Source organism: Cytobacillus gottheilii (genome assembly GCF_900166665.1).
In the GTDB taxonomy this organism is placed as follows: Bacteria; Bacillota; Bacilli; order Bacillales; family Cytobacillaceae; genus Cytobacillus; species Cytobacillus gottheilii_A.
This window is the reverse complement of record NZ_LT800494.1, coordinates 2,816,140-2,841,768: the sequence shown is the minus strand read 5'-3', so window position 1 is coordinate 2,841,768 and position 25,629 is coordinate 2,816,140. Positions and strand designations below refer to the sequence as shown.

Genomic DNA, 25,629 nt, shown 5'->3' with positions numbered 1-25,629 from the left:
TATGCGCCCACAATGCATAAACAGCCATAGCACCTGAGAAGACATGAATTTAACTAGTTGAGGATAGGTAAATAAATTTTTTCTGAGAGGCTATGGCAGACCATCGGGGGGTAATGATGAAAGAATCGTTTCAAAATTTTATAACGAAGATAAAAGAGTTTTGGAGATCGCGTTCAAATAAGCAAAAAACTTTGTATATCGGTTCTTCTGTTCTTTTAATCATAGTAATTATTGTGGCTTCAATATGGGCATCTTCTACAAGTTTTGTGCCTTTATATAGCAATTTGTCTCCTTCAGAGACTGGCGCCATTAAAGAGAACTTAACAGCAAGGGGCATTCAATCTGAGATAGCCAATGATGGGACAACCATCCTTGTTCCAGAGGAGATGGCTGATACTTTGCTTGTTGAGCTTGCTGCTGAAGGTCTGCCGAAATCAGGCGGGATTGATTATTCCTTCTTTAGCCAGAATGCTGGGATTGGGATGACTGAAAATGAATTTAATGTATTGAAGCTGGATGCTATGCAGACGGAGCTTGCAACGCTGATTAAAGGCGTTGAAGGGGTTAGTGATGCAAAGGTGATGATTAACCTGCCGGAGAAAGGCATCTTTGTTAATGACTCTGCAGAAGCCGCTTCTGCTTCTATAGTGCTTGATACAAAACCTGGTTATCAGTTTGAGGACTCACAAATCCAGGCTTTGTATCATCTTGTTTCAAAAAGTGTTCCAAACTTGCCTACAGATAATATCGTCATCATGAACCAATATTTTGAGTACTTTGATCAAAAAAATAATGAAAATTCTCCAGGCACTACATTTGCAGCACAGCATGAGATTAAAAAAGAAATTGAACGTGATGTGCAAAGACAAGTTCAAAGTATGCTGGGAACATTGATGGGCCAGGAAAAGGTTGTTGTTTCTGTTACTGCTGATATAGACTTTACCCAAGAAAACAGAGAAGAAAACCTAGTTCAGCCTGTTGATGAAGAAAATATGGAAGGCATCGCAATTAGTGCACAGAGAGTGACAGAGACGTTCACAGGAAATGCAGACCAGGCTGGGGGAATCCCTCAAGGAGAAGATCCAGCTGATGCACTGGGGACAACGTATGTCGAAGGTGCTGAAGGAAATGGCGATTACGAACGAATTGAAGAGACAATTAACAATGAAGTAAATAAAATTCGCAGAGAAATTGTTGAAAGCCCATATAAAATTAGAGATTTAGGCATCCAGGTTATGGTGGAGCCACCTACAGCAGATGATCCTAACTCACTTCCGCAAGAACGTATAAATGACATTACACAAATGTTAGGAACGATTGTAAGAACAACGATTAACAAAGATTCAGTAGATGGTGAAATTACGGATGAAGCATTACAGGATAAGATCGTTGTATCTGTCCAGCCATTTAACGGCAAGGTAGAGTTTCCTGATGAAGTGGCAGCTGGTCTTCCTTGGTGGATCTTCGTGGTTGGCGGACTATTGCTTCTGATTATCCTTGTCCTAATCTTCCTATTTATCAGAGCAAGAAAGAAAGCAAATGATATTGCTGAAGAAGAAGAAGTGCTGGCAGAACAAAAATTATTTAATGTTCCGGATGTAAACCAAGAGACTGAAACAGAAGGTACTTTACGACGTAAGCAATTAGAAAAAATGGCAAAAGATAAGCCAGAAGATTTTGCTAAATTATTAAGAACATGGATCGCAGAAGACTAAGGGGGGCTTATACGTGGCAAGAAATGATCAAAAAGAATTAACAGGCAAACAAAAAGCAGCTATTCTGCTAATCTCCCTTGGGCCTGATGTTGCTTCATCGGTATACAAGCATTTGAGTGAGGAAGAGATTGAGAAACTCACTTTGGAAATTTCAGGGGTTAAGAAAGTAGAATCAGAGGCAAAAGAGGAAATCCTTGAAGAGTTTCACCAAATAGCACTTGCTCAAGATTATATTTCACAAGGCGGAATTGGCTACGCAAAAACCGTCTTGGAAAAAGCACTTGGAGAAGATCAGGCATCTGTCATCATTAACAGATTAACTTCTTCCCTTCAAGTCCGTCCTTTTGATTTTGCACGCAAGGCTGATCCTGGACAAATTTTCAACTTTATTCAGAATGAGCATCCCCAGACCATTGCCCTTATTCTTTCTTATTTAGATTCAGCACAAGCTGGGCAAATTCTTTCTGAGCTGCCTCAGGAAATGCAGGCGGATATTGCAAGAAGAATTGCAGTAATGGATAGCACATCACCAGAGATCATTAATGAAGTGGAACAAATACTTGAAAGAAAGCTTTCTGCTACTGTCACGCAAGATTATACACAAACAGGCGGAGTGGAAGCAGTTGTTGATGTACTAAATGGTGTTGACCGTGCGACAGAAAGAACCATCCTGGATGCACTTGAAATTCAAGATCCTGAATTAGCAGAAGAAATTAAGAAAAGAATGTTCGTATTTGAAGATATTGTTACACTTGATAATCGAGCAATTCAGAGAATTATCCGTGATTGTGAAACAGAAGATCTTATGCTTTCACTGAAAGTGTCCAGTGACGAAGTGAAAGAAATTGTCTTTAGCAACATGTCATCGCGAATGGTCGAAACATTTAAAGACGAAATGGAATATATGGGTCCTGTAAGACTGCGTGAAGTAGAAGAAGCACAGTCAAGAATTGTTGGTATTATTCGCAGACTGGAAGAGTCCGGCGAAATTATTGTAGCTCGCGGCGGAGGAGATGACATTATTGTCTAGATTATATAAGGCTATAAATGACATCCCTGAAAAAGACCAGAAGATTATCAGGATTAAAACGTTTGATCATGGAGAAACCGGTCCTGAGCTTAGAAAAACACCCGCTCACACTGAGGAGCAAATTCAGCAGCTTTTAATGAATGCACAAAATGAGGCTGAGCAAATGATCCATTCAGCCAGACAAGAAGTCAGTATGTTAGAAAAGCATATGAACCAGGAGCGAGAGTCTCTTCAGCAGGAAAAACATGCTCTGTTTGAACAGGCTCAGTCTGAAGGCTTTGCTGCCGGCTACGAAGAAGGCAGGCAGCAGGGCTATAATGATTATGCTGAATACATTGCGCTAGCAAAACAGACAGTTGATATAAGTAAAAAGGATTACGAAACAACTGTTGATCAAGCTGACCGGACCATTCTGCAAATTGGCATGAAGGTTGCCGGGAAAATTATCAATGAAGAGCTAACAGCAAATGAAGAGCATTATTTAACTTATGTAATACGTGCTCTTAAAGAGGCTAGAGAACAAAGTGACGTTCAGCTGCATGTTCACCCAACTCAATATGAGCTGCTTGTAGAACATAAAGATGAATTAATGGCTGTCTTTCCTAAAGAAACGAAATTATATATTTTTCCTAACGATGAACTAGCAGAAACAAGCTGTGTAATTGAATCTGACAGCGGCCGTATTGATGCAGCTGTTGACAGCCAGCTTAATGAAATAAAGGTCAAGCTATTTGAGAAATTGGAGAGTGACCATTAATGCAGTTGGATATTGCACTAGATTATCTGGATGAGATCGATAGCTTTAAGCGCTATGGAAGAGTAAAACGGGTTGTGGGGCTTATGATCGAGTCACAAGGTCCAGAGAGTTCAATCGGTGATGTCTGTTATATTCATATTGGAAAAAAAAGAAAAACAAAAATATTAGCTGAAGTCGTCGGCTTTAAGGACGAGAATGTTATTCTCATGCCTTATACAGAATTGAATGAAATTGCACCTGGCAGTTTAGTGGAAGCAACAGGCAATCCATTGGAAATAAAAGTTGGTGCAGCATTAATCGGCAAGGCGATTGATTCATTAGGCAGACCGCTTGATGAAAGCAGTTTGCCGAGAGGGTTAACAAGTGTTCCAACAGATCAAAATCCGCCGAATCCTCTAAAACGACCGCCTATACATGAGCCTATTGAAGTCGGAGTTCGTATGGTTGATAGCTTGTTAACCGTTGGAAAAGGGCAGCGTGTCGGGATTTTCGCAGGAAGTGGTGTGGGAAAAAGCACATTGCTCGGAATGATTGCCCGAAATACAACGGCCGATCTAAATGTAATAGCTCTTATAGGAGAACGTGGCCGTGAAGTTCGCGAGTTTATTGAGAAAGATCTAGGTCCAGAGGGACTGAAAAGGTCAATTGTTGTTGTAGCCACCTCGGATCAGCCCGCTTTAATGAGGATTAAAGGTGCCTATACAGCCACAGCAATAGCCGAATATTTTCGGGATAAAGGCTTAAATGTCATGCTTATGATGGACTCCGTTACTCGTGTAGCAATGGCACAGCGTGAGGTTGGACTGGCAGTCGGCGAACCGCCAACCACAAAAGGATATACACCTTCTGTATTTGCTATTTTGCCTAAGCTTCTTGAACGGACAGGCACAAATGAAGCCGGCACTATTACGGCATTTTACACGGTGCTCGTTGATGGTGACGATATGAATGAACCGATCGCTGACACAGTCCGTGGAATCTTAGATGGACATTTTGTGTTAGATCGTGCATTAGCCAATAAGGGCCAATATCCTGCTGTTAATGTTCTAAAGAGTGTGAGCAGGGTTATGAATCAGATTTCAGCACCGGCCCATGTGCAGGCAGCTGAGAGGCTGAGGCAATTTTTAAGTATTTATATCAATTCAGAAGACTTAATAAACATTGGTGCTTATAAAAAAGGATCCTCAGCAGAAATTGATGAAGCCATTAGACTTTACCCGCTGATTACAGCCTTTTTGAAACAAAGAACACATGAAAAAATATCGATTGACGAAAGCATTCAGCAACTTTATCGCATTACCGGCAAAGGAGACTGACCCAAATGCAGTTTCAATTTAAATTCAATAAAGTATTATCAATTCGTGAACGGGAAAAAGACGAAGCCCTTGATCTGTATAACCAATCTGTTAAACGATTTGAAGATGCAGCTGAAAAGCTATATGAATTGCTTAAGAAAAAAGAGGATCTAGAATCCTTTCAATCAGAGCGCCTGCTGAACGGATTGCCTGTTCAAGAGATTAGGCATCACCAGCAATTTGTTGGCAATCTTGAAAAAACGATTCATCATTTTCAAAAAATGGTGATGAACACTAGAAGTCAAATGAACTATTTTCAAGAACGCTTAATGGAAAAAAATATCGAAGTAAAAAAATATGAAAAAATGAAAGAAAAAAGCAAAGAACTTTTTTATGAAGAATTAAAACAGCTAGAGGGCAGACAAATGGATGATATTTCGATACAGCATTTCGTCAATCGAGGAAATTAGGTGGTCGAATGGGGAAAAATAAAGAAGAACTTGAAGGAAATCACAATAAGACGGGCAAATTTCAAAAGTTTCTATACTGGTTTCTGATTCCGCTGCTTTTTGCTCTTGCCGTTATGCTTCTTGTCTTAACACTGCTTGGCCACAACGTTTTCCAAGTCACAAAAGAATATGGCCAAAAAATACCATTTCTGTCTTCGCTCTTTAGTGAAGAGGAAATCTCCAGTATGGAAGAATTTGAAAACAAAGTGATTGAGCTTGAAGCCGATATAAAAGACAGGGAAGCTAGAATTACTCAGCTGGAAGGTCAGCTGGAGACAAAGGACTTAGACATTGAGCGGGCGCAGCTGGAGAAAGAAAGGCTTCAGCAGGAAGTAGATGAACTTAGAGCGATTCGTGATGAAAATAAACGAGCCTTTAAAGATATCATTAAAACCTATGAAACAATTTCTGCTAAAAAAGCTGCACCGATCCTGACAGAAATGGATGATGCTGAAGCAGTGCGCATCTTGGCAAATGTTAAGCCAGATACACTAGCAGCCATTATGGAAAATTTGGATCCGGCAAATGCTGCTCGTATGACAGGTTTGCTGACAGCTGCTAAGGAGAATGAAGAAGCTGACGAGTAATCCTTGCTTTCCGATCGATAGAAGGGGGGTGAAATGATGCAAATCGCAGGTTTAGGATTTATAAACAGCATAAAATCTGCTGATGCAAAAGCGGCAGAAGCAGGAAAAGGCGGTTTTACGTCGATGCTGTCCGGGTTAATGGGAAGCGATCAGCCAGTACAGCATAACGATCAGGCAGGTGCTGGAATAGATGAGTTAACAGAAGAAGAATTAGCTGATTTTCTTGCATTTATGAATGCAGATCAGCTGCTGGATTTAGAAAATGGCCTTGAGTTATATTCGAAAATGATGCTTGAGTCCGATCAATCTTCTCTTGAAACTCTATCAGAAGAGCTTGGGATTTCTTTAGAAGAACTCGGAGAATTGCTTTCCAAGCTATTGGCTTCATTTAATCAGCAAGGAAACGGCCATATATCTGCCGATGCAGAAGCTGAACTTGTTCCAGTATTGAATGGCGAAAAAGATAGTGAGGAACTGCAAAATCAGGAGTTGGCGATCATGCAGCTGCTTGAATCTCTTGCTGCAGTGAATACCGATGCATTTTCTGGAAATTTGAATCGTGACTTTGCAATGGGCATGAAGGCGGTAAAGCTTTTTGAACTTTTAACAGCGCAGCAGGATCTGGCTGGCAAAGATGTAAATTTGAAAGATTTCTTGAAAAGCTTTCATAATCAGCTGCAAGAATTAGCGAATCTTAAATCAACAAACAATCGTGAGATGGCTTTTAAACTATTTTCTACTGTTTCAGAGGAATTATCAGATCAGAATGGTTCTAGTTCTGGAACAGGATTAGAAAACTTTAAAGCAAAAACAGAAGGACTGTCTGCAGGCTTTCTGACGTTTCAGCAAATGGCAAAAGCAGAGCAGCTGACCATAATGATGGGGCAAAACGGAAAGCCGGTATCCTCCCAGCAGCTTATGCAGCAGTTTGAGTCAATTCTGGCCAAAAGCCATTTAATGAAAAATGGTGACACGCAAAGACTATTTATTAAATTAAACCCTGAGCATTTAGGTGCTTTAAGAATTGAATTAATTCAAAGAGATTCAACCATGATTGCAAGAATTTTAACTTCGACAGCTGCCGCTAAAGAAGCGCTGGATTCAAATCTGAATGGGCTGAAGCATGCCTTTTCTTCTCAAAATATTCAAGTAGAGAAGGTAGAAATCACACAGCAGATGAATCAGCAGGAAAGGTTCTTAAACAGAGACCAGCAGTCTGAGCAAGAGAAACAGCAATCCCATCAGCCAGAAAAACAGCAGCAGGAGACTGAAAGTAGCTTTGGAGATTCATTCGAGCAAGCTCTGCTGAATACGGAAGTGTAGGTGAAAATATGACAAATTCAATTGATTCTGCTTTATTGCTGTCAAACTATCAAAATAAAACGAGAAAAACAGGCAGTGATGTATTAGGAAAAGATGATTTCATGAAAATATTAATGGCGCAGCTTCAAAATCAGGATCCTTCAAGTCCTATGGAGGATAAAGACTTTATTGCGCAAATGGCTACTTTTTCATCATTAGAGCAGATGACAAACATGAACTCAACGCTCGAGGGCTTTATAAAGATGCAAGAGCAAAGTCAGATGATTTCTTACAACGCCTTTATTGGTAAAAATGTAAGCTGGCATAAGGTAAGCGAGGCAGGAAATGAAAACACAGCACCCGTTATTGAAGAAGGAACTGGCAGAGTGTCTTCCATTCAGTTTAAGGATAATAATGTCACTTTCATACTTGAAGACGGTACAAAGCTTTCACCAGCCAATATTTCGCAAGTAAATGAAGTATCACAGGAAAATGCCATGCTTCAAGCGAGCAACATGATTGGAAAAACAGTAACCTATCTGGATGCTGACAAAAAAGAGCAAACAGCTGCCATTCACTCTGTCTCTTTTAAAAATGGCAAAACGTTATTCCAGCTTGATGATGAAGCTAAAACAGCGATTTCATCTTCACAAATAGTAAAAATTGAAGCATAAAAGGAAGCGATTGGATGAGCAATTATATGTTTCGTCCGATTCATACTCAGCCGGTTATAAAACCGCAGCCACAACAGAAACTACAGCAAAAGACTGCTGAAAAGCCATTTACTGAGCATTTAAAAACGGCCTTAGGCGTCAATGAGAAGTTAATTATTAGCAAACATGCTAAAGAACGACTGCAGCAGCGTGGCATCACGATAAGCGATGAAAAGTGGTCAAGCATTGAAAGTAAAGTGTCGGAAGCCAAAAGAATGGGTGTAAAAGAAGCACTTATATTGCTGAAAGATGCAGCACTTATCGTTAGTGCGAAAAATCAAACCGTTATTACCGCAATGGATCGGGCAGAAGCCGAATCACAAATTTTTACAAACATCAATGGCACAATTGTAATGGACTAACGAATGGCTGGACCTAAAAAAGGAAGCCATACACCTGCTGACTGACAGACGCAGGTAATATGAGAGGAGAAAAAAACAAATGTTACGTTCAATGTATTCAGGAATAAGCGGAATGAAAAACTTTCAAACAAAGCTAGATGTAATTGGTAATAATATTGCAAACGTAAGTACGTACGGCTTTAAAAAAGGACGCGTTACATTTAAGGACACAATGAACCAAACGGTTGCAGGCGCAAGTGCTGCTCAGGAAAACCGCGGCGGTAAAAATGCTATGCAGGTTGGACTTGGTTCTACACTCGCTACAATTGACACAATTCATACTGGTTCAAGTTTGCAAACAACAGGACGTTCATTGGACCTAGGAATTGATGGCGATGGCTATTTTGTTGTAAGTCAAGGCCAGTCACAGTACTACACAAGAGCAGGAAACTTTTATTTAGATGATAATGGTACACTTGTCAATGCGGACGGATTAAAGGTTCAATCATACGAGAATGGCGTTCTTAGTGACATCACAGTGAATGTAAATGCGATGCTGCCCGCAGTGGTAACAGATGAAATCACGCTTGAAGGGAACTTGCCATCTGATGCAAGTGGTGCCAATGAATTAACACAGCAGATTAAAGTTGTGGATGCAAATGGTGATGCACAGGTTCTTGACGTGGAATTTAAAGGAACTGGAAACAACTGGACTGTACAATTATGGAACAGAAATGTAGACCCAGCTGTACCGAGCCCAGCTACTCCACAAGCCATTACATTTCCTGATCAGGCGAACACAACAATTTCGATTGATGGACTCAATCCTGCACAAGATGTAACGCTTAATTTTGGCGGCTTAACAAATACACCTGGCTCTCTAACAGCAATGGCTAATCCAAACGGAAACACTGCCGGAATGCTGGAAAGCTTTAATATCGGTTCTTTGGGTGAAATTAATGGTGTATATTCGAATGGTGAAATTGGCACACTAGGCCAACTTGCCATTGCTAAGTTTAGCAATGGTTCAGGTCTACTAAAAGCAGGAAACAGCTTATTCCAGGAGACAGTAAACTCAGGTGTTGCGAACATCAACGTTGCCGGTGAAGGCCGTGGGGTTGTTGCAGCTGGTTCTCTCGAAATGTCAAACGTTGACCTTTCAGAGGAATTCACAGAAATGATTACAGCACAGCGTGGATTCCAATCCAATACGCGTATCATTACAACATCAGATGAAATACTGCAGGAACTTGTCAACCTAAAACGATAGATTAAGGGAGGGACAGGGTTAGAGGCACCGTGCTTTTAACCCTGAAAATCACAGTGATAAAAGTATCTCGTTTAAATGGAAAAACATTTATACTTAATGCCCTGTTAATTGAGACGATTGAATCATTTCCGGATACAACGATCATGCTGACGAATGGACGTAAGTATGTGGTGAAAGAATCGGAAGAGCAAGTATATGACATGATTACATCACTTTATAAAGGAATTGGCCTTGCAGGAATGCAGCATGCGGGAGGCAATGATGAAGAATAATAAACTGTTAATGATTATGATTTTTATACTAATTGCCATAGCACTTGTTGGGGCAATTGTATATTTTACGATTACAAAACTTAATTCGGATCCAGCTGAAGAGAAGGAGCCTTCCATTGATGAGGTTATTGAAGCATCAGTTGAGATTCCTGAGATTACGACCAACTTAGCAAGCGGAGAGTATTTGAAAATCTCATTTACCATGCAGACAGACGATAAAAAAGCAAAAGAAGAGTTGGAAAAACGCAATTTTCAAGTGAAGAATATCATTATTCAAGAACTTGCGGATATGGATGCAGCAGAAGTTCAAGGGAAAGAGGGCCAGCTTGCTCTGCAGGAAGGCTTGAAAGCAAAAGTAAATGAATTAATGCAAGAGGGACAAATCGTGAAAGTGTATATTACAGAATCCCTCCTCCAATAAATAATTGAAATCATCTACTAACATTCTAAATGGAGGTGGGAAAATGAGTAGTGAAGTTCTGTCGCAAAATGAAATTGATGCATTGCTGTCAGCTTTGTCGACAGGTGAGATGGACGCAGATGAGCTGAAAAAAGAGCAGAGTGAAAAGAAGGTCAAGGTTTACGACTTTAAAAGAGCCCTCCGCTTTTCGAAAGATCAAATCAGAAGTTTAACTAGAATACATGAAAACTTCGCAAGATTATTAACAACCTTTTTTTCTGCTCAGCTTAGAACTTATGTGCAAATCTCAGTTGCATCAGCCGATCAAATTCCCTATGAAGAATTTATTCGCTCAATCCCGAAAATGACGATATTGAATGTATTTGAAGTACCGCCGCTTGAGGGAAGAGTTTTAATAGAGGTCAACCCCAACATCGCTTATGCCATGATGGACCGAATGATGGGCGGGCGTGGAGCAAGTTTAAACAAAGTAGACAATTTAACTGAAATTGAAACGAAGATTATGTCTAATACATTTGAAAAAGCTTTTGAAAACCTGCAGGAAGCATGGAGTACAGTCGCAGATATTGACCCGATTTTGTCGGATTTTGAAGTAAATCCGCAATTTTTGCAAATGGTGTCTCCCAATGAGACCGTAGTTGTTATATCATTGAATACGACGATAGGAGATGCAAGCGGAATGATCAATATATGTATTCCGCATGTTGTTCTAGAACCCATTATTCCGAGGTTATCTGTTCACTATTGGATGCAGACTGAGAAAAAGGATCGTATACCAGGAGAACTAGAGCGTCTGGAAAAGAATATTGAGCGAGCAGAGGTCCCTGTAATAAGTGAACTCGGAAGTTCAGATATTTCTATCCAGGATTTCCTCATGCTGGATGTCGGTGATGTCATTGAATTGGACAGAACCATTGACCAGCCGCTAGTAATCAAAATTGGTGACGTACCTAAATTTACAGCTCAGCCTGGAAAGTTAAACAAAAAGCTTGCTGTGCAAATTTTGGACATTGTGAAAGGGGGAGAAGAGAATGATGAGTGATGGCATGCTTTCACAAGATGAGATTGATGCACTCTTAAGAGGAACAGATAGTGATGAGCCAGCAGGAAAAGATGCTGAAGAGTTAAATATGGACGATTTCCTCTCACCAATGGAGCAGGACGCATTAGGAGAGATCGGAAACATCTCTTTTGGCAGCTCAGCTACGGCTTTGTCGGCTTTGTTAAATCAAAAGGTCGATATTACAACACCAACTGTCTCTGTCATTCTTAAAAAAAGGCTAGTTGAGGAATTTCCTCATCCATATGTGGCCATTCAAGTTAGCTATACGGAAGGATTCTTAGGAAGTAACCTATTGGTCATTAACCAAGATGATGCAGCAGTCATAGCTGATTTAATGCTTGGCGGTGATGGGAAAAACCCATCTGAGTTATTGGATGAAATACGATTAAGTGCTGTGCAGGAAGCCATGAATCAAATGATGGGCTCTGCTGCGACATCTATGTCGACGATTTTTGGGAAAAAGGTTGATATTTCACCTCCATCAATTGATTTATTAAATTTACCAGATGGTGAGGGAATGGAAACCATTCCGCCTGATGATAAATTAATTAAAATCTCATTCCGATTAAAGATTGGGGATCTGATTGACTCAAATATTATGCAGCTTCTTCCATTAAGCTTTGGAACTAAACTGGTTCATGAACTAATGAATCCTGGTTCTGCACCAGAGCCAACAAGCAGTCCTGAACAGCCTGCTCCTGCTGCTGTTGATATGAACAAGCAGCCAGAACAGATGCAACAGACAAATCAGCATGCGCCATATACAATGCCGCCAGAGCAGCAGCCCCTGCCGCAAACACAGCAAATGCCGAACCATCAAAGTATGCCGCAAGCTCAACAGGCACCGCAGCATACGTATCAAGCAGAGCCTCAGCATATCGGGACAAGTTTTCAAGGAGGAAGTCAGCCAAGTGTTCAGCCAGCAGTTTTCTCCGATTTTGAGCCTTATCAAAATCAGCCGGCTGAAACAAAAAACTTGAATATGCTGCTTGATATCCCACTGCAGGTAACGGTGGAGCTTGGTAGAACGAAGCGATCTGTAAAGGAAATACTTGAGCTTTCTGCAGGCTCGATTGTCGAGTTGGACAAACTTGCTGGAGAGCCGGTTGATATACTAGTCAACAATCGCTTAATTGCCCAAGGGGAAGTTGTCGTGATCGATGAAAACTTTGGAGTACGGGTGACAGATATTATCAGCCAGACAGATCGGATTAAAAAACTGAAATAAACAATTAGAATAATGGGGGTAATGTTGGAAATGTCGCACAAAATATTAATAGTAGACGATGCAGCATTCATGAGAATGATGATTAAGGATATCTTAACAAAAAATGGTTTCGAAGTAGTTGGAGAAGCTGCAGACGGTGCGCAGGCTGTTGAGAAATATAAAGAAACAGCTCCAGATTTAGTGACAATGGATATCACAATGCCGGAAATGGATGGAATTGCAGCTTTAAAAGCGATTAAGCAAATTAATCCGAATGCAAAAATTATCATGTGCTCTGCAATGGGTCAGCAAGCGATGGTTATTGATGCGATTCAAGCTGGTGCTAAAGATTTTATTGTTAAGCCATTCCAGGCAGATCGTGTCATTGAAGCTATTTCTAAAGCATTAGGGTAAAGACTAGAACATTTAGAGGGTGCAAAGCGGTGTTTAATAAAGGACAGCAAATAGTCATGCTCGTTCTTTTCATCTTTGCTGCGCTGGGGCTGCCATTAACAGCCTCAGCCGAGCAAATTGAAAGTGTGAAGGACTATTTGGAACAAAAAGGTGATAAGGGTACGACCGAAACGACAGAAGAGCAAGAGGAAGCAAATACGGGGACAGAAGCCGAAGGTCCTGATGAAGTGCTGGAATCAGACAATATTGGCATCAACTTTTGGGATGTTTTTAAAATGATTGCTGCTACCATCTTTGTGATCGGTCTCTTATATGCCCTTTTAAAAGTTATTAATAAGAGAAATAGAACCTTTCAATCAACGCAATTAGTAGAAAACCTTGGGGGAGCCTCTTTGGGCAATAATCGTTCTATTCAAGTGATTAAAACTGGAGAATCATTGCTCATTGTTGGAGTTGGTGAAAATATTCAGGTTCTGAAGGAAATTAATGACCCTGAAGAATACAGCAAAATGCTAGCTGTTTATAATGACAAGATCGACCAGCTTGTTCAGCCAAGCGATATTGTGACAAAGGTAATGAACCGGATGAGAAATACTCAACCGGAAAAGGGGAAAGGGAACAGCTTTCAATCAATCCTGAAAAAACAAATGGATGATATGGCGCAAAGCAGAAAAAAGATCCTCGATGAAATGAAAAAGAAAGGATCAGACGAACAATGAATGAGTTTATGGAAATTTTCAATGGAAGTTCGCCTGAGAATGTGTCAACATCTGTAAGACTTGTCTTATTGCTGACCGTCCTGTCTTTAGCGCCAAGCATTCTTATTTTAATGACCTGTTTTACAAGAATTGTTATTGTTCTCTCCTTTGTCAGAACGGCGCTTGCTACACAGCAAATGCCACCAAACCAAGTCATCATCGGGTTATCTTTGTTTTTAACCTTTTTTATCATGGCACCTACATTTTATGAGGTAAATGAACAGGCGCTAACTCCATTATTTAATGAAGAAATTAACTTAGAAGAAGCCTACGAACTTGCTGCTGTCCCCTTTAAAGAATTTATGAGTGCTCATACGAGACAAAAAGATCTTGCATTATTTTTAGATTACTCTGGAGCAGATACACCGGAAAGCATCCAGGATATTCCTCTGACTGCACTTGTGCCTGCTTTTGCCATTAGTGAAATCAAAACAGCCTTTCAAATTGGTTTTATGATTTTCATTCCATTCCTGGTGATTGATATGGTGGTAGCGAGTGTGCTTATGTCGATGGGGATGATGATGCTGCCTCCTGTAATGATTTCTCTGCCGTTTAAGATTCTTTTATTTATTCTCGTGGATGGCTGGTATCTCGTTGTAAAATCGCTTCTACAAAGTTTTTAAGCAGGTGAAGAAAATGACGCCAGAAGCAGTAATTTCAATTGCCGAACGCGGTGTAATGACAGTTTTATTAATATGCGGGCCATTGCTAATCTTAGCGCTGGTTGTCGGGCTGGTTGTCAGTATTTTTCAAGCAACCACGCAAATCCAAGAACAGACATTAGCTTTTATCCCGAAAATTGTGGCCGTATTTGTTGGCTTAATCTTTTTCGCTCCATGGATGCTAAGTCACTTAATATCCTATGCAAATGAAATATTTACAAATCTAACAAGGTACGTTGGCTAACATGTTAGAGAATTTGCCTTCTTTTCCTGCATTTTTACTTGTACTTGTAAGGGTAACATCATTTTTCTTAATGATGCCCCTTTTTTCATATCGTTCCATTCCAAATTCCCACAAAATTGGTTTAGGTTTTTTTATGGCATGGATTATGTTTTACACAATGGACGTTCCAGAATTAGAGATTGATGCCAATTATTTCATGCTGATTATAAAAGAAGCATTAGTTGGCTTAATGGTTGGTTTTAGTGCTTATCTAATGATGGCTGCGATCCAAATTGCCGGCGGATTTATCGACTTTCAGATGGGGTTTGCGATTGCAAATGTCATTGATCCGCAAACAGGTGCACAAAGTCCGCTGACTGGACAATACTTGTACACGGTTGCGCTTCTTTTCTTATTGTCGGTCAATGGTCATCATTTGCTGCTGGATGGAATTTTCTACAGCTATCAGTTTATCCCGATTGATCAGCTGACAATCCCATTTGGAAATGCCAATATGGCTGAATTTGTGATAAGAGCGTTTAACTCGATGTTTATTATTGCTTTTCAAATGTCGATTCCTGTAGTAGGCAGTCTGTTTCTTGTCGATGTGGCGTTAGGTATTGTGGCAAGAACAGTGCCGCAGTTGAATGTATTTGTTGTAGGACTGCCTTTAAAAATTGGTGTTAGCTTTATTGTTTTGGTTGTTGTCATGAGCGTAATGATGGTTGTTGTTTCTCAGGCTTTTGAAGCAACATTATCTACGATGCGCGGATTGATGGAATTGATAGGAGGTTCATGATATGAAGCTTTTATCCTTGGACCTGCAGCTTTTTGCTGGTGAAAAAACGGAGAAAGCGACTCCGAAAAAGAAACAAGAGTCACGTAAAAAGGGACAGGTAGCAAAAAGTCAGGATATTAATACTGCGCTTGTCCTGTTAGCTGTTTTTTTATTCTTATTCTTTGCCGGCTCTTATTTAATTAATATTTTAATTTATATTATGAGGCACTCTTTTCAGGAATATATGATGCTTGATTTAACAGAAGAGTCAATCGTGGTTATTTTCCTGGATGTAATAAAAGAGCTTGTCATCTTTCTTGGACCGATTATGGCGGTTGCGATGGTGGGGGGGATCATCGCCAACTATGCTCAAGTAGGGGTTTTATTCTCTACAGAGGCGATTCAGCCAAAGCTTGAAAAATTAGATCCTATTAAAGGTTTTAAGCGAATCTTTGCGGTACGAGCACTTGTAGAATTGCTCAAATCCATGCTGAAAATTGGCTTTGTTGGAGCGGTTGCCTTCGCGGTCTTATGGCTGCGGATTGACGAGATTCTATACTTATCTCAGAAATCAATTGGAGCCGCGATGGCTACCATTGGCAGTTTGACTGTACAAATGGGCCTATTTGCTGTCATCGCACTGCTATTTCTTGCTGTTCTTGATTACTTTTATCAAAAATACGATTTTGAAAAAAATATCCGCATGTCTAAACAGGATATTAAAGATGAGCATAAGAACTCGGAAGGGGACCCGCTCATTAAATCAAAAATCAAGCAAAAGCAAAGAGAAATGGCGATGCGGAGAATGATGCAGGAGGTGCCCAATGCGGATGTCGTTATTACCAATCCTACCCATTATGCCATTGTATTAAAGTATGACGAAGCAAAATCCGATGCACCGATTGTTGTAGCAAAAGGGGTCGACTTTGTCGCTCAAAAAATCAAACTTATCGCAAAAGAGCATGATATTGCAGCTGTAGAAAACCGTCCCCTTGCCCGGGCATTATATAGTCAGGCAGAAATTGGCGAGGCAATTCCTGAAGAATTTTTTAAAGCAGTAGCTGAAATACTTGCTTATGTTTATCGAATTAAGCACAAAATTTAATAGAAGCTTCTATAGCCCTATTGAAATGGCTTCGTGTTTGTAATGTTAGGAGAGAGAAAAAATGGCAATAAGAGACTTAACAGTGCTGCTGAGTGTCATAATGATCGTCGCGATGCTCATTATCCCGCTTCCGCATTGGTTATTAAGTATATTAATCATTGTGAATATGGCCTTAGCGCTCATGGTATTATTGACGGCAATGAACATGAAGGAAGCACTTGAATTTTCGATTTTCCCTTCATTAATTTTGCTGATGACGCTTTTCAGACTTGGATTAAACGTTTCAACAACTCGCTCCATTCTTTCTGAAGGTGATGCAGGAAAGGTTGTTGAAACATTTGGCTCCTTTGTGACGGGCGGCAATATATTAGTCGGAATGGTTGTCTTCTTAATCCTTGTCATTATCCAATTTGTCGTCATTACAAAGGGTTCTGAAAGGGTATCTGAAGTAGCGGCAAGATTTACGCTCGATGCAATGCCAGGAAAGCAAATGAGTATTGACGCCGATTTAAATGCCGGCATGATTTCCGAAACAGAAGCAAAAGAAAGACGGGAAAAAGTTAGCCGTGAATCCGATTTTTACGGAGCAATGGACGGTGCGAGTAAGTTTGTTAAAGGAGACGCCATTGCTGGAATTATTATTACCATCATAAACTTAATCTTCGGAATCATTATTGGAGCGGTTCAACTAGGCCTTCCAATTGGTGAAGCAGCAACAACGTATTCAATGTTAACGGTCGGGGACGGATTAGTAAGCCAAATACCTGCCTTATTGATTTCCACAGCTACAGGTATTGTGGTGACAAGAGCTGCTTCTGATGGGAATATCGGCAAAGATATTACATCACAGCTGTTTGCTTACCCAAAAATGTTATATGTAACAGGCGGAACGATTCTTTTACTGGGCATTTTTACGCCAATTGGCATTTTGCTTACACTGCCAATCAGCGGCTTGCTTATTTTTGCGGGATATATGATCTCCCGTGTGCCTGAAACGGACAAAGAACAGCTTCAGGAAATGGAAGAAGAGATTGAAAGCAGTGAAATGAAAAGCCCTGAGAGTGTTGTGAATCTGTTAAATGTCGATCCTATCGAGTTTGAATTTGGCTATGGGCTGATTCCGTTGGCAGATGCCAACCAGGGCGGTGATTTGCTCGACCGGATTGTTATGATCAGAAGGCAGCTTGCAATTGAATTAGGGCTTGTCATTCCTGTTGTGCGCATACGCGACAATATTCAGCTGCAGCCAAACGAATATCGCTTAAAGATCAAAGGGAATGAAATGGCACGCGGCGAATTGCTGCTCGATCATTATCTGGCTATGAGCCCTGGTATTGAGGATGACTCGATTGAGGGAATTGATACGGTTGAACCTTCTTTTGGGCTTCCGGCTAAATGGATTACAGAGCAAATGAAGGAGCAGGCAGAGATTTTTGGCTATACGGTAGTTGATCCGCCTTCAGTTGTTTCAACACATATTACAGAAATGATAAAAAATAATGCGCATGAACTTTTAGGCAGACAAGAAACAAAGCAATTAATTGACCATCTAAAAGAAAGCTATCCAATTCTTGTTGAAGAAGTATCACCTAGTCCTTTATCTGTCGGAGAGGTTCAAAAGGTATTGGCGAAGTTATTAAAAGAGAATATCTCAATTCGTAATTTGCCGATTATATTTGAAACTCTTGCAGATTATGCGAAGTCTACAAGTGATACAGATATACTCGCAGAATATGTGCGTCAGGCGCTGGCTCGCCAAATTACAAGCCAATACTATCAGCCTGGAGAATCTTTAAAGGTTGTCACTCTGTCAGGCAGGGTTGAAAAGCTGATTGCAGAAGCTGTTCAGCAAACAGAACATGGTTCATTCTTATCGCTTGACCCAGGAATTTCGCAATCAATTCTAGAATCAATTGCCTCACAAGTGGAACAATTATCTTTAATGGAACAGACGCCAATCGTTCTTTGTTCTCCTGCGGTGAGAATGTACGTTCGGCAGCTGACGGAAAGATACTTTCCGCAAATTCCAATCCTTTCTTATAATGAACTTGAAGCAAATGCGGAAGTGCAAAGTGTAGGGGTGGTGAATGCTGAATGAAGGTGAAAAAATACGTTGCCGTGTCCATGCCGGAAGCAATGAAAAAAATCAGAGCCGAGCTGGGCAATGATGCGGTCATTTTAAATTCTAGAGTCATTCATACAGGTGGATTTTTAGGTTTTTTTAAAAAAAGGAATATTGAAGTTTTGGCAGCTGCTGATCCAAAGCCTGAACGAGAACAGACACCAATGATTAAAAATAAACGTCCGGATCAGATTGACCTTGCAGGTACTGCAAAAATAGCAGAAAAAACCCGTGAACCTGAAAATAACAACGAACAAATTATAAAAGAATTAAATGAATTAAAAAAGCTTGTTGGTACCATGGGCGGTGAAGCTAATCGCAATATTGGCCATCTCCCTCCTCCTTTGCTCCAAATACATAATAAGTTAAGTGAGCAGGAATTAGATCAGCAAGTACTTTTTTCAATTGAACAAAATTTGCTTGAAAAATGGTATGCAGCTGGTGATCATGCTCCTGCATCTGTACAAAGCTGGCTTGAAACCGAACTGAAGGAAAAGTTAGCAAATATTCCATTCGGAGGCATTTCTTTTCAGAAAAAATATGTGAATGTAATTGGTCCAACGGGTGTAGGCAAAACGACAACACTTGCAAAGATGGCAGCGGAATGCGTAATGACACATCAAAAAAAGATTGCTTTTATCACCGCTGACACCTATCGAATTGGGGCAATCGAGCAGCTGAAAACGTATGCGAAAATTTTAAATGTACCCCTTGAAGTGTGCTATTCCCTGGAAGAATTTAATATAGCCGCTGAGAAATTCTCAGATTATGATGTTGTCTTTATTGATACAGCGGGAAGAAATTTCAGAAATAAAAAATATGTTGAAGATCTGAAGCGGACGATTGATTTTGAAAATGACATGGAAACCTTTCTTGTTCTTTCGCTGACATCGAAGCAGCGTGATATGGAGGATATTTACAGGCAATTTTCTCTCATACAGATTGATAAGCTTATTTTTACAAAAGCGGATGAGACTTCGAGCTTTGGAGCTATGTTTAATATCATTTATAAGCATCAAAAGGGAGCCGCTTATATTACAAATGGTCAAGATGTTCCAGATGATTTGATCTATGCAACACCAGAAGTGATAACAAAAACAATAATCGGGGTCGATTCAAATGAATGATCAAGCTGCCAAGCTTCGTTCCAGACTTGAAAACAAAGGCTTAGAGAGGAAGACTCGAACCATTGCAGTTATGAGCGGCAAAGGCGGAGTTGGAAAATCAAACATCTCTTTAAATATGGCACTTACCTTAAGTGGGAGCGGTCATAAAGTCTTGCTGATTGATATGGATATCGGCATGGGGAACATTGATATTCTAATGGGAACTTCTCCGCCTTTTACCATTGCAGACTTCTTTCAAAACAATGTAGGCTTAGAAAGAATTATTGTTACAGGACCTAGGTCATTGGATTACATCGCTGGCGGCACTGGATTATCCCATTTTATTGATTTTGATCCTGAGCATATGAATCGGTTTATGGATGAATTCCAGCAATTGCTGTATCAATATGATTTTGTTTTTTTTGATATGGGTGCCGGTATTTCCGAGCATTCATCGAAATTTATTTTGTCTGCAGAAGATGTCATAGTTGTTACAACAACAGAGCCGCCTTCCATAACAGATGCATACGCAGCTGTTAAGCATGTGAAGCTGCTGAATGATCAGATCCCATTTCATTTGATTATTAATAGAGTTCAAAGTGAAAAAGAAGGTAAGGAAACGTTTCAGCGCATCAATGATGCTTTAAAAAAATTTCTTGGTATTGATACAACTTTTCTTGGTGCAATTCCAGATGATAAAAACATTTCATTGGCGGTCAAGAGACAGATACCACTTGTGCTTTATAACGAAAGATCACCAGCGGCAAAGGGAATTAAGGAGCTGACTGGTCTTTTACTAAGACAAACTAACGGCGTGCAGTCTGTGGAAAAACGGTTCAATTTTGTTGCCAACCTAAAGCGGCTTCTCTTTGAAAGGTAGTGTTATAAATGAAGAGAATTAACGTGCTTATCGTTGATGATTCAGCGTTTATGAGAAAATTGATAGCTGATTTTCTCACTGAAGATCCTCGTATTTCTATAATCGGTACTGCCCGAAATGGAGAAGAAGGACTTAAAAAAACAATTGAGCTTAAACCGGACGTTGTAACGATGGATGTGGAAATGCCTATATTAAACGGCCTGGATGCTCTAAAGCTAATTATGGAAAGAAATCCTGTTCCTGTCGTAATGCTCTCGAGCACGACGAAAGAAGGTGCAGAAAATACCATGCAGGCGATTGCCTATGGAGCGGTTGATTTTATTGCCAAACCATCAGGAGCTATTTCTTTAGATCTTCACAAAATAAAGAAAGAGCTAATCGATAAAGTTATTTCCGTTAGCGGTGCAAATATAAGGCATCTGGTGAAATTTCCACTGGAAAAGAAAATACCTACTAATTCACCACAAAGTTATAGTAAAATAGAATCACCGAAAGATTTAGGTCAAAAGGATGGTTTTCTCCCGTTATGGAAACAATCGGATAGTAAAATTGTCTGTATTGGAACTTCAACTGGAGGACCTCGTGCACTGCAGGCTGTCCTTACCCGATTACCTGCCTTGATTAATGCACCAATAGTGATCGTCCAGCATATGCCTGCAGGGTTTACACATTCTCTTGCCAATCGATTAAATCAGCTTTCACAGATTAATGTGAAGGAAGCAGAAGATGGAGAAACCTTACAAAATGGAACAGCCTATATAGCACCAGGAGGCTATCACCTGCGAATTGTAAAGAAAGGATCTTCTTTACAGGCAAAGCTGGATCAAACAGCAGCAAGAAGTGGCCATAGACCATCGGTAGATGTAATGTTTGAATCTCTAAGCACGATTGAAGGCTTTGCAAAGGTAGCTGTCATTATGACAGGAATGGGATCTGATGGTTCAAAGGGTTTAATGGCGCTAAAGGAAAAAGGAAATGTTAAAGCAATTGCAGAGTCTGAGGAATCATCAATCGTCTTTGGAATGCCGAAGTCTGCCATTGCAACAAGTTTAGTTGATGAAGTAACAAAAGTAGATCATATAGCTGAAGCTATAATCAAATATGTATGATGCCAAGGGGTGCATTCGCATGGAAATGAGCCAATACTTAGAAGTATTTATTGAAGAAAGCAAAGAACATTTACAAGCATGCAATGAACAATTGCTTGAATTAGAAAAAAGTCCTGATGACTTAAAGATTGTTAATGATATTTTCCGTTCTGCTCATACACTTAAGGGAATGTCTGCAACAATGGGCTATGAGGATCTGGCAAGTTTGACACATCAAATGGAAAATGTCCTTGATGCCATTCGCAATCAAAAAATAAAAGTGACTTCAGAAATTCTCGATGTTGTCTTTTTATCAGTCGATGATCTTGAAGCAATGGTAGAGTCTATTGCTGGCGGCGGAGATGGAAAACGGGATGTTTCCTCTGTGGTCGAGAAGCTGAAGTTAATTGAGCAAGGAAAAAGTCCTGCCGGAGCTCAAGCGGCTGCTGAAGCAGCAGCTGCAGTAGCAGAGCCTCCACAGTTCAGCGCTCCTAAAAGCAATTACGACGAATTTGAATTAACCGTTATACAGCAATCAAATGAACAAGGCTTCAACGCTTATGAAATTACGGTTCAATTGCGTGAAGATTGCCTCTTGAAGGCCGCTCGAATTTTCATGGTATTTGAAGTTCTGGAAACAGCTGGAGAAGTGATTAAATCAAGTCCGGCTGCAGATCAGCTTGAAGAAGAACAATTTGATCATGAATTCACTGTAACGATTGTGACCAAAGAATCAGTTGAAGACATTCAGAAAAAAGTTATGAAAGTGTCAGAGGTGGAAAGAGCAGATGTTCATGCAATTTCGGTTGAAGATCTAAAGAAGCAGGCAGCTGACGAAGATGATACAGCGCAAGCTGCACTGGCACCTGTGGAAGAAGCACCAGTGATTGCAGCTGATGCAGAAGTAACAGCTATTACTGATAACAAAAAAGATGAGAAAAAACCATCTGCAAAGCAAGCCAGCAATAAAACGATTCGTGTAAATATTGAAAGATTAGATATTTTAATGAATCTGTTTGAAGAACTTGTAATTGATCGCGGAAGATTAGAGCAAATTTCCCGTGATTTAAATAATCAGGAGCTTCAAGAAACCGTTGAACATATGTCCCGCATTTCGGGTGATCTGCAGAATATCATTCTCAATATGCGCATGGTTCCTGTTGAAACGGTATTCAACCGTTTTCCGCGCATGGTGCGTCAGCTTGCGCGTGATTTAAACAAAAAGATCAACCTTGAAATTATCGGAGCGGAAACCGAATTAGATCGTACGGTTATCGATGAAATTGGCGATCCGCTTGTTCATCTAATCAGAAACGCTCTTGATCATGGTGTTGAAACTCCAGAGGAAAGAAAAGCAAAAGGAAAAAATGAAGAAGGCAATGTAGTCTTAAAGGCATTCCATAGCGGAAATCATGTCTTCATTGAAATAGACGATGATGGAGCAGGCATCAGCAGAGATAAAGTACTGGCAAAAGCATTGAAAAATGGAATCATCACTGAGCAAGCTGGAGCTGCGATGACGGATAAGCAGGTTTTTGAGCTTATTTTTGCATCAGGTTTCTCGACAGCAGATAAAATTTCAGATGTGTCGGGTCGCGGTGTAGGTCTGGATGTTGTAAAAAATACCATTGAATCTTTAGGCGGTTCTGTCACAATAGATTCAAAACTAGGACAAGGATCCACTTTTTCTATCCAGCTTCCACTAACACTGTCCATTATTTCGGTCATGCTTGTTGAAATTCAAAAAGAAAAATTTGCTGTTCCGCTTTCATCGATTATTGAGACAGCCATTGTAAAAGAGTCAGATATTTTAAATGCACACAATCAAAAGGTAATTGATTTCAGAGGAAAAGTTGTTCCGCTTTTATTCTTGAAGGATATTTTCGAAGTGCCTGTTAATGACCAAGGAGACGAGTTTTACTCGGTTGTTATTGTTCGCAAAGGAGATAAAATGGCAGGTCTTGTTGTCGATTCATTTATCGGCCAGCAGGAAGTGGTTCTAAAATCGCTTGGCAGCTATCTATCAAATGTATTTGCCATTTCCGGAGCAACGATCCTTGGAGATGGACAAGTAGCATTAATCGTAGATTGCAATGCGCTGATTAAATAAGCAGGCAGCTACAGCAAGTATCCTATAAAGAAGTACTCGTATGTTAAAAGAACAGAAATCATTTATAGGAAATATAAATTGTTTTACACTTGGAAAGTATCTAGCCCCGGCACGCAAGCTCATTGAGTACTTAAGGTAATCTGTCCAGAAGGTTAAAGAACAGCATCTGGCCATCTTGCTTTAAGCATGTCAGAGCTGAGCAAGGCGCTTTCTTTTTCATTAAAGTTGCTTTCCTATTATGAATATAAGCTGATGATAAGGGGTTAATAAGAGGAGTGGACATGCATGGTTGAAGAGATGACAGCTGATTTAAAATTGATCGTTTTTCAGCTAAAAGAGAAGGAATATGCGATTCCAGTAAGTCAAGTGCTTTCGATTGAAAAAGTAGAACATATTACAAGAGTTCCAGGTACAGCTAACTATGTAAAAGGTGTTATTAATCTGCGAGGCATTGTAACACCAATTATCAATCTTCGAAGCCGGTTTGATTTAGAGGAAGAAACGTACAATGATCATACACGTGTCATTATAGTGGCATTACACGACATGGAAGTAGGACTTATTGTTGATTCTGCAAATGATGTCATTGATATATCTGAGGATTCGATTGAGCCATCACCAGAAATCGTTGGAAACGTGGAAGCCGATTATGTTTTAGGGGTGACAAAGATCGAAAAAAGATTGCTGATTCTTATCGATCTAGAAAAGGTCTTACATGTAGATGAGGTCTCTGGATTAAGCGGAAGCATGGAAGAATGATGAATTACATGAATAACATTTCGTCTGTTCATCTTGACATCTTAAAAGAAATTGGCAATATCGGTGCAGGGAATGCAGCGACAGCTCTTTCCACCCTATTAAATAAAAAAATTGATATGACTGTACCTGATGTCAGGATTGTAACGTTTGATGAGATGATGGACATGGCTGGCGGCCCTGAGAATATTGTTGCTGGTGTTTTTCTAAGAATAGAGGGAGAGGCACCTGGAAGCATGTTTTTCTTACTTCCGATCGAACAGGCATCTGCTTTTATTCAGGCAATGCTGGACGATGAGGACTTCGATCAGCAAACATGGCAATCAAGCGAACTAGCATTATCAGCCTTGCAGGAGCTAGGGAATATTCTTTCCGGCTCCTATCTTTCCAGTTTATCTGATTTTACAAAACTTTCCCTCTATCCATCAGTGCCTGCACTAACCATTGACATGGTGGGGGCCATTGTAAGCTTTGGGCTTGTAGAGCTATCTCATGTGAGTGATTATGCGATTGTCATTGATACTGCTTTAAATGAAGAGCAAAATGTGGTGAACCAGGAGGTAAGAGGGCATTTCTTTCTCCTGCCAGACCCCGATTCCTTTTCCATTATTTTTCAAGCATTAGGAGTATCGGCACATGACTAGTACTATGGAAGTGATTAAAGTAGGAATAGCTGACATGAACACGGTTAAAGCTCCCCAACTGATACGAACTTCAGGGCTTGGCTCTTGTGTAGGTGTAGTTATTTATGATGATCTAAAAAAAATCGCGGGTTTGGCACATGTCATGCTCCCCGAATCTTCATTAGCAAGAGAACAGAAGTTGAATAAAGCGAAATATGCAGATACGGCTATTACAGAACTCATTGATATGTTATTGAAAATGGGAGCAAATAAATCGCACTTCCGAGCAAAATTAGCAGGCGGTGCCCAAATGTTTACCTTTTCCGGAAGCAGCGACTTAATGAGGATTGGACCGCGTAATGTAGAGGCAGTAAAAAAAGAATTAGCAAGATTCAATATTAGAATTATCTCTGAAGATACTGGAGGGAGCAGCGGCAGGACAATAGAATTTAATCCTGAAACTGCACTTCTAAACATACGAACTGTTCATAAAGGAACAGCAGAAATTTAATGGCTGAGCAA

At 40.2% G+C, this 25,629-nt stretch carries 28 protein-coding genes; all 28 read left to right on the top strand.

What is annotated here, in order from left to right:
* The first annotated feature begins 116 nt into the window (after positions 1-116).
* The 28 genes from fliF (at position 117) to B7E07_RS13895 (ending at position 25,618) form a co-directional block, all read left to right on the top strand.
* Positions 117-1,715, top strand: a complete 1,599-nt coding sequence (gene fliF / locus B7E07_RS14030) for a flagellar basal-body MS-ring/collar protein FliF (protein ID WP_080846450.1) — start codon at positions 117-119, stop codon at positions 1,713-1,715.
* Positions 1,716-1,728: 13 nt separating this feature from the next.
* Positions 1,729-2,745: a flagellar motor switch protein FliG gene (gene fliG, locus B7E07_RS14025; RefSeq protein WP_080846449.1), complete on the top strand. Its 1,017-nt coding sequence runs from the start codon at positions 1,729-1,731 to the stop codon at positions 2,743-2,745.
* Positions 2,738-3,502: a flagellar assembly protein FliH gene (gene fliH, locus B7E07_RS14020; RefSeq protein ID WP_176215206.1), complete on the top strand. Its 765-nt coding sequence runs from the start codon at positions 2,738-2,740 to the stop codon at positions 3,500-3,502. The genes fliG and fliH overlap by 8 nt, the downstream gene beginning before the upstream one ends.
* The gene (gene fliI / locus B7E07_RS14015) at positions 3,502-4,818 is read left to right on the top strand and encodes a flagellar protein export ATPase FliI (RefSeq protein ID WP_080846447.1); all 1,317 of its coding nucleotides are present in this window, start codon (positions 3,502-3,504) and stop codon (positions 4,816-4,818) included. The genes fliH and fliI overlap by 1 nt, the downstream gene beginning before the upstream one ends.
* 5 nt (positions 4,819-4,823) lie before the next feature.
* On the top strand, positions 4,824-5,267 hold the full coding sequence (gene fliJ / locus B7E07_RS14010) for a flagellar export protein FliJ (RefSeq protein WP_080846446.1): 444 nt from the start codon (positions 4,824-4,826) through the stop codon (positions 5,265-5,267).
* 8 nt (positions 5,268-5,275) lie between these two features.
* On the top strand, positions 5,276-5,893 hold the full coding sequence (locus tag B7E07_RS14005; protein WP_080846445.1) for a MotE family protein: 618 nt from the start codon (positions 5,276-5,278) through the stop codon (positions 5,891-5,893).
* Between the two features lie 33 nt (positions 5,894-5,926).
* Positions 5,927-7,216 (top strand): flagellar hook-length control protein FliK, encoded by a 1,290-nt coding sequence (locus B7E07_RS14000; RefSeq protein WP_080846444.1) that lies wholly within the window; start codon positions 5,927-5,929, stop codon positions 7,214-7,216.
* 8 nt (positions 7,217-7,224) lie between these two features.
* Positions 7,225-7,869, top strand: a complete 645-nt coding sequence (gene flgD, locus B7E07_RS13995) for a flagellar hook assembly protein FlgD (RefSeq protein ID WP_080846443.1) — start codon at positions 7,225-7,227, stop codon at positions 7,867-7,869.
* 14 nt (positions 7,870-7,883) lie between these two features.
* Positions 7,884-8,270, top strand: coding sequence for a TIGR02530 family flagellar biosynthesis protein (locus B7E07_RS13990; RefSeq protein ID WP_080846442.1), 387 nt, complete (start codon positions 7,884-7,886; stop codon positions 8,268-8,270).
* 79 nt (positions 8,271-8,349) lie between these two features.
* Positions 8,350-9,519 carry a flagellar hook protein FlgE gene (locus B7E07_RS13985; protein ID WP_080846441.1) on the top strand — a complete coding sequence of 390 codons (1,170 nt, stop codon included), beginning with the start codon at positions 8,350-8,352 and terminating at the stop codon, positions 9,517-9,519.
* A 53-nt stretch (positions 9,520-9,572) separates the two neighbouring features.
* A complete protein-coding gene (locus B7E07_RS13980) occupies positions 9,573-9,791 on the top strand; it encodes a flagellar FlbD family protein (protein WP_080849199.1) in 219 nt (72 codons plus the stop codon).
* A complete protein-coding gene (gene fliL, locus B7E07_RS13975; RefSeq protein ID WP_080846440.1) occupies positions 9,781-10,212 on the top strand; it encodes a flagellar basal body-associated protein FliL in 432 nt (143 codons plus the stop codon). The genes B7E07_RS13980 and fliL overlap by 11 nt, the downstream gene beginning before the upstream one ends.
* Positions 10,213-10,255: 43 nt before the next feature.
* Positions 10,256-11,254 carry a flagellar motor switch protein FliM gene (gene fliM, locus B7E07_RS13970; RefSeq protein WP_080846439.1) on the top strand — a complete coding sequence of 333 codons (999 nt, stop codon included), beginning with the start codon at positions 10,256-10,258 and terminating at the stop codon, positions 11,252-11,254.
* A complete protein-coding gene (gene fliY, locus B7E07_RS13965; protein ID WP_080846438.1) occupies positions 11,244-12,503 on the top strand; it encodes a flagellar motor switch phosphatase FliY in 1,260 nt (419 codons plus the stop codon). Before fliM ends, fliY begins: the two co-directional genes overlap by 11 nt.
* Before the next feature lie 30 nt (positions 12,504-12,533).
* Positions 12,534-12,896 carry a response regulator gene (locus B7E07_RS13960; RefSeq protein ID WP_080846437.1) on the top strand — a complete coding sequence of 121 codons (363 nt, stop codon included), beginning with the start codon at positions 12,534-12,536 and terminating at the stop codon, positions 12,894-12,896.
* 29 nt (positions 12,897-12,925) lie between these two features.
* Complete coding sequence (locus B7E07_RS13955) at positions 12,926-13,615, top strand: flagellar biosynthetic protein FliO (RefSeq protein WP_257391456.1); 690 nt, start codon at positions 12,926-12,928, stop codon at positions 13,613-13,615.
* Positions 13,612-14,277 carry a flagellar type III secretion system pore protein FliP gene (gene fliP / locus B7E07_RS13950; protein WP_080846436.1) on the top strand — a complete coding sequence of 222 codons (666 nt, stop codon included), beginning with the start codon at positions 13,612-13,614 and terminating at the stop codon, positions 14,275-14,277. The genes B7E07_RS13955 and fliP overlap by 4 nt, the downstream gene beginning before the upstream one ends.
* Positions 14,278-14,290: 13 nt before the next feature.
* Positions 14,291-14,560, top strand: a complete 270-nt coding sequence (gene fliQ, locus B7E07_RS13945; RefSeq protein ID WP_066446570.1) for a flagellar biosynthesis protein FliQ — start codon at positions 14,291-14,293, stop codon at positions 14,558-14,560.
* Position 14,561: 1 nt separating this feature from the next.
* Positions 14,562-15,338 (top strand): flagellar biosynthetic protein FliR, encoded by a 777-nt coding sequence (gene fliR / locus B7E07_RS13940; protein ID WP_080846435.1) that lies wholly within the window; start codon positions 14,562-14,564, stop codon positions 15,336-15,338.
* Between the two features lies 1 nt (position 15,339).
* Positions 15,340-16,422: a flagellar biosynthesis protein FlhB gene (gene flhB, locus B7E07_RS13935; RefSeq protein WP_080846434.1), complete on the top strand. Its 1,083-nt coding sequence runs from the start codon at positions 15,340-15,342 to the stop codon at positions 16,420-16,422.
* Between the two features lie 61 nt (positions 16,423-16,483).
* Entirely contained in the window at positions 16,484-18,520 is a 2,037-nt protein-coding gene (gene flhA, locus B7E07_RS13930) for a flagellar biosynthesis protein FlhA (RefSeq protein WP_080846433.1), read from the top strand.
* Positions 18,517-19,671 (top strand): flagellar biosynthesis protein FlhF, encoded by a 1,155-nt coding sequence (flhF, locus tag B7E07_RS13925; protein ID WP_080846432.1) that lies wholly within the window; start codon positions 18,517-18,519, stop codon positions 19,669-19,671. Before flhA ends, flhF begins: the two co-directional genes overlap by 4 nt.
* Positions 19,664-20,530 carry a MinD/ParA family protein gene (locus B7E07_RS13920; RefSeq protein WP_080846431.1) on the top strand — a complete coding sequence of 289 codons (867 nt, stop codon included), beginning with the start codon at positions 19,664-19,666 and terminating at the stop codon, positions 20,528-20,530. Before flhF ends, B7E07_RS13920 begins: the two co-directional genes overlap by 8 nt.
* A gap of 8 nt (positions 20,531-20,538) precedes the next feature.
* Complete coding sequence (locus tag B7E07_RS13915; RefSeq protein WP_080846430.1) at positions 20,539-21,639, top strand: protein-glutamate methylesterase/protein-glutamine glutaminase; 1,101 nt, start codon at positions 20,539-20,541, stop codon at positions 21,637-21,639.
* 19 nt (positions 21,640-21,658) lie between these two features.
* The gene (locus tag B7E07_RS13910; RefSeq protein WP_080846429.1) at positions 21,659-23,728 is read left to right on the top strand and encodes a chemotaxis protein CheA; all 2,070 of its coding nucleotides are present in this window, start codon (positions 21,659-21,661) and stop codon (positions 23,726-23,728) included.
* Positions 23,729-24,013: 285 nt separating this feature from the next.
* Positions 24,014-24,487: a chemotaxis protein CheW gene (locus tag B7E07_RS13905; RefSeq protein ID WP_080846428.1), complete on the top strand. Its 474-nt coding sequence runs from the start codon at positions 24,014-24,016 to the stop codon at positions 24,485-24,487.
* Positions 24,487-25,128, top strand: coding sequence for a chemotaxis protein CheC (locus B7E07_RS13900; protein ID WP_080849197.1), 642 nt, complete (start codon positions 24,487-24,489; stop codon positions 25,126-25,128). Before B7E07_RS13905 ends, B7E07_RS13900 begins: the two co-directional genes overlap by 1 nt.
* Entirely contained in the window at positions 25,121-25,618 is a 498-nt protein-coding gene (locus B7E07_RS13895; RefSeq protein WP_080846427.1) for a chemotaxis protein CheD, read from the top strand. The genes B7E07_RS13900 and B7E07_RS13895 overlap by 8 nt, the downstream gene beginning before the upstream one ends.
* Positions 25,619-25,629 lie beyond the last annotated feature (11 nt).

Bases quoted from the DNA above. Each gene is read 5' to 3' on its own strand.
- fliF (WP_080846450.1), top strand. From the start codon at position 117: ATGAAAGAATCGTTTCAAAATTTTATAACGAAGATAAAAGAGTTTTGG.
- fliI (WP_080846447.1), top strand. From the start codon at position 3,502: ATGCAGTTGGATATTGCACTAGATTATCTGGATGAGATCGATAGCTTT.
- fliJ (WP_080846446.1), top strand. From the start codon at position 4,824: ATGCAGTTTCAATTTAAATTCAATAAAGTATTATCAATTCGTGAACGG.
- B7E07_RS14005 (WP_080846445.1), top strand. From the start codon at position 5,276: ATGGGGAAAAATAAAGAAGAACTTGAAGGAAATCACAATAAGACGGGC.
- B7E07_RS14000 (WP_080846444.1), top strand. From the start codon at position 5,927: ATGATGCAAATCGCAGGTTTAGGATTTATAAACAGCATAAAATCTGCT.
- flgD (WP_080846443.1), top strand. From the start codon at position 7,225: ATGACAAATTCAATTGATTCTGCTTTATTGCTGTCAAACTATCAAAAT.
- B7E07_RS13990 (WP_080846442.1), top strand. From the start codon at position 7,884: ATGAGCAATTATATGTTTCGTCCGATTCATACTCAGCCGGTTATAAAA.
- B7E07_RS13985 (WP_080846441.1), top strand. From the start codon at position 8,350: ATGTTACGTTCAATGTATTCAGGAATAAGCGGAATGAAAAACTTTCAA.
- fliL (WP_080846440.1), top strand. From the start codon at position 9,781: ATGAAGAATAATAAACTGTTAATGATTATGATTTTTATACTAATTGCC.
- fliM (WP_080846439.1), top strand. From the start codon at position 10,256: ATGAGTAGTGAAGTTCTGTCGCAAAATGAAATTGATGCATTGCTGTCA.
- fliY (WP_080846438.1), top strand. From the start codon at position 11,244: ATGATGAGTGATGGCATGCTTTCACAAGATGAGATTGATGCACTCTTA.
- B7E07_RS13960 (WP_080846437.1), top strand. From the start codon at position 12,534: ATGTCGCACAAAATATTAATAGTAGACGATGCAGCATTCATGAGAATG.
- fliP (WP_080846436.1), top strand. From the start codon at position 13,612: ATGAATGAGTTTATGGAAATTTTCAATGGAAGTTCGCCTGAGAATGTG.
- fliQ (WP_066446570.1), top strand. From the start codon at position 14,291: ATGACGCCAGAAGCAGTAATTTCAATTGCCGAACGCGGTGTAATGACA.
- fliR (WP_080846435.1), top strand. From the start codon at position 14,562: ATGTTAGAGAATTTGCCTTCTTTTCCTGCATTTTTACTTGTACTTGTA.
- flhB (WP_080846434.1), top strand. From the start codon at position 15,340: ATGAAGCTTTTATCCTTGGACCTGCAGCTTTTTGCTGGTGAAAAAACG.
- flhA (WP_080846433.1), top strand. From the start codon at position 16,484: ATGGCAATAAGAGACTTAACAGTGCTGCTGAGTGTCATAATGATCGTC.
- flhF (WP_080846432.1), top strand. From the start codon at position 18,517: ATGAAGGTGAAAAAATACGTTGCCGTGTCCATGCCGGAAGCAATGAAA.
- B7E07_RS13920 (WP_080846431.1), top strand. From the start codon at position 19,664: ATGAATGATCAAGCTGCCAAGCTTCGTTCCAGACTTGAAAACAAAGGC.
- B7E07_RS13915 (WP_080846430.1), top strand. From the start codon at position 20,539: ATGAAGAGAATTAACGTGCTTATCGTTGATGATTCAGCGTTTATGAGA.
- B7E07_RS13910 (WP_080846429.1), top strand. From the start codon at position 21,659: ATGGAAATGAGCCAATACTTAGAAGTATTTATTGAAGAAAGCAAAGAA.
- B7E07_RS13905 (WP_080846428.1), top strand. From the start codon at position 24,014: ATGGTTGAAGAGATGACAGCTGATTTAAAATTGATCGTTTTTCAGCTA.
- B7E07_RS13900 (WP_080849197.1), top strand. From the start codon at position 24,487: ATGAATTACATGAATAACATTTCGTCTGTTCATCTTGACATCTTAAAA.
- B7E07_RS13895 (WP_080846427.1), top strand. From the start codon at position 25,121: ATGACTAGTACTATGGAAGTGATTAAAGTAGGAATAGCTGACATGAAC.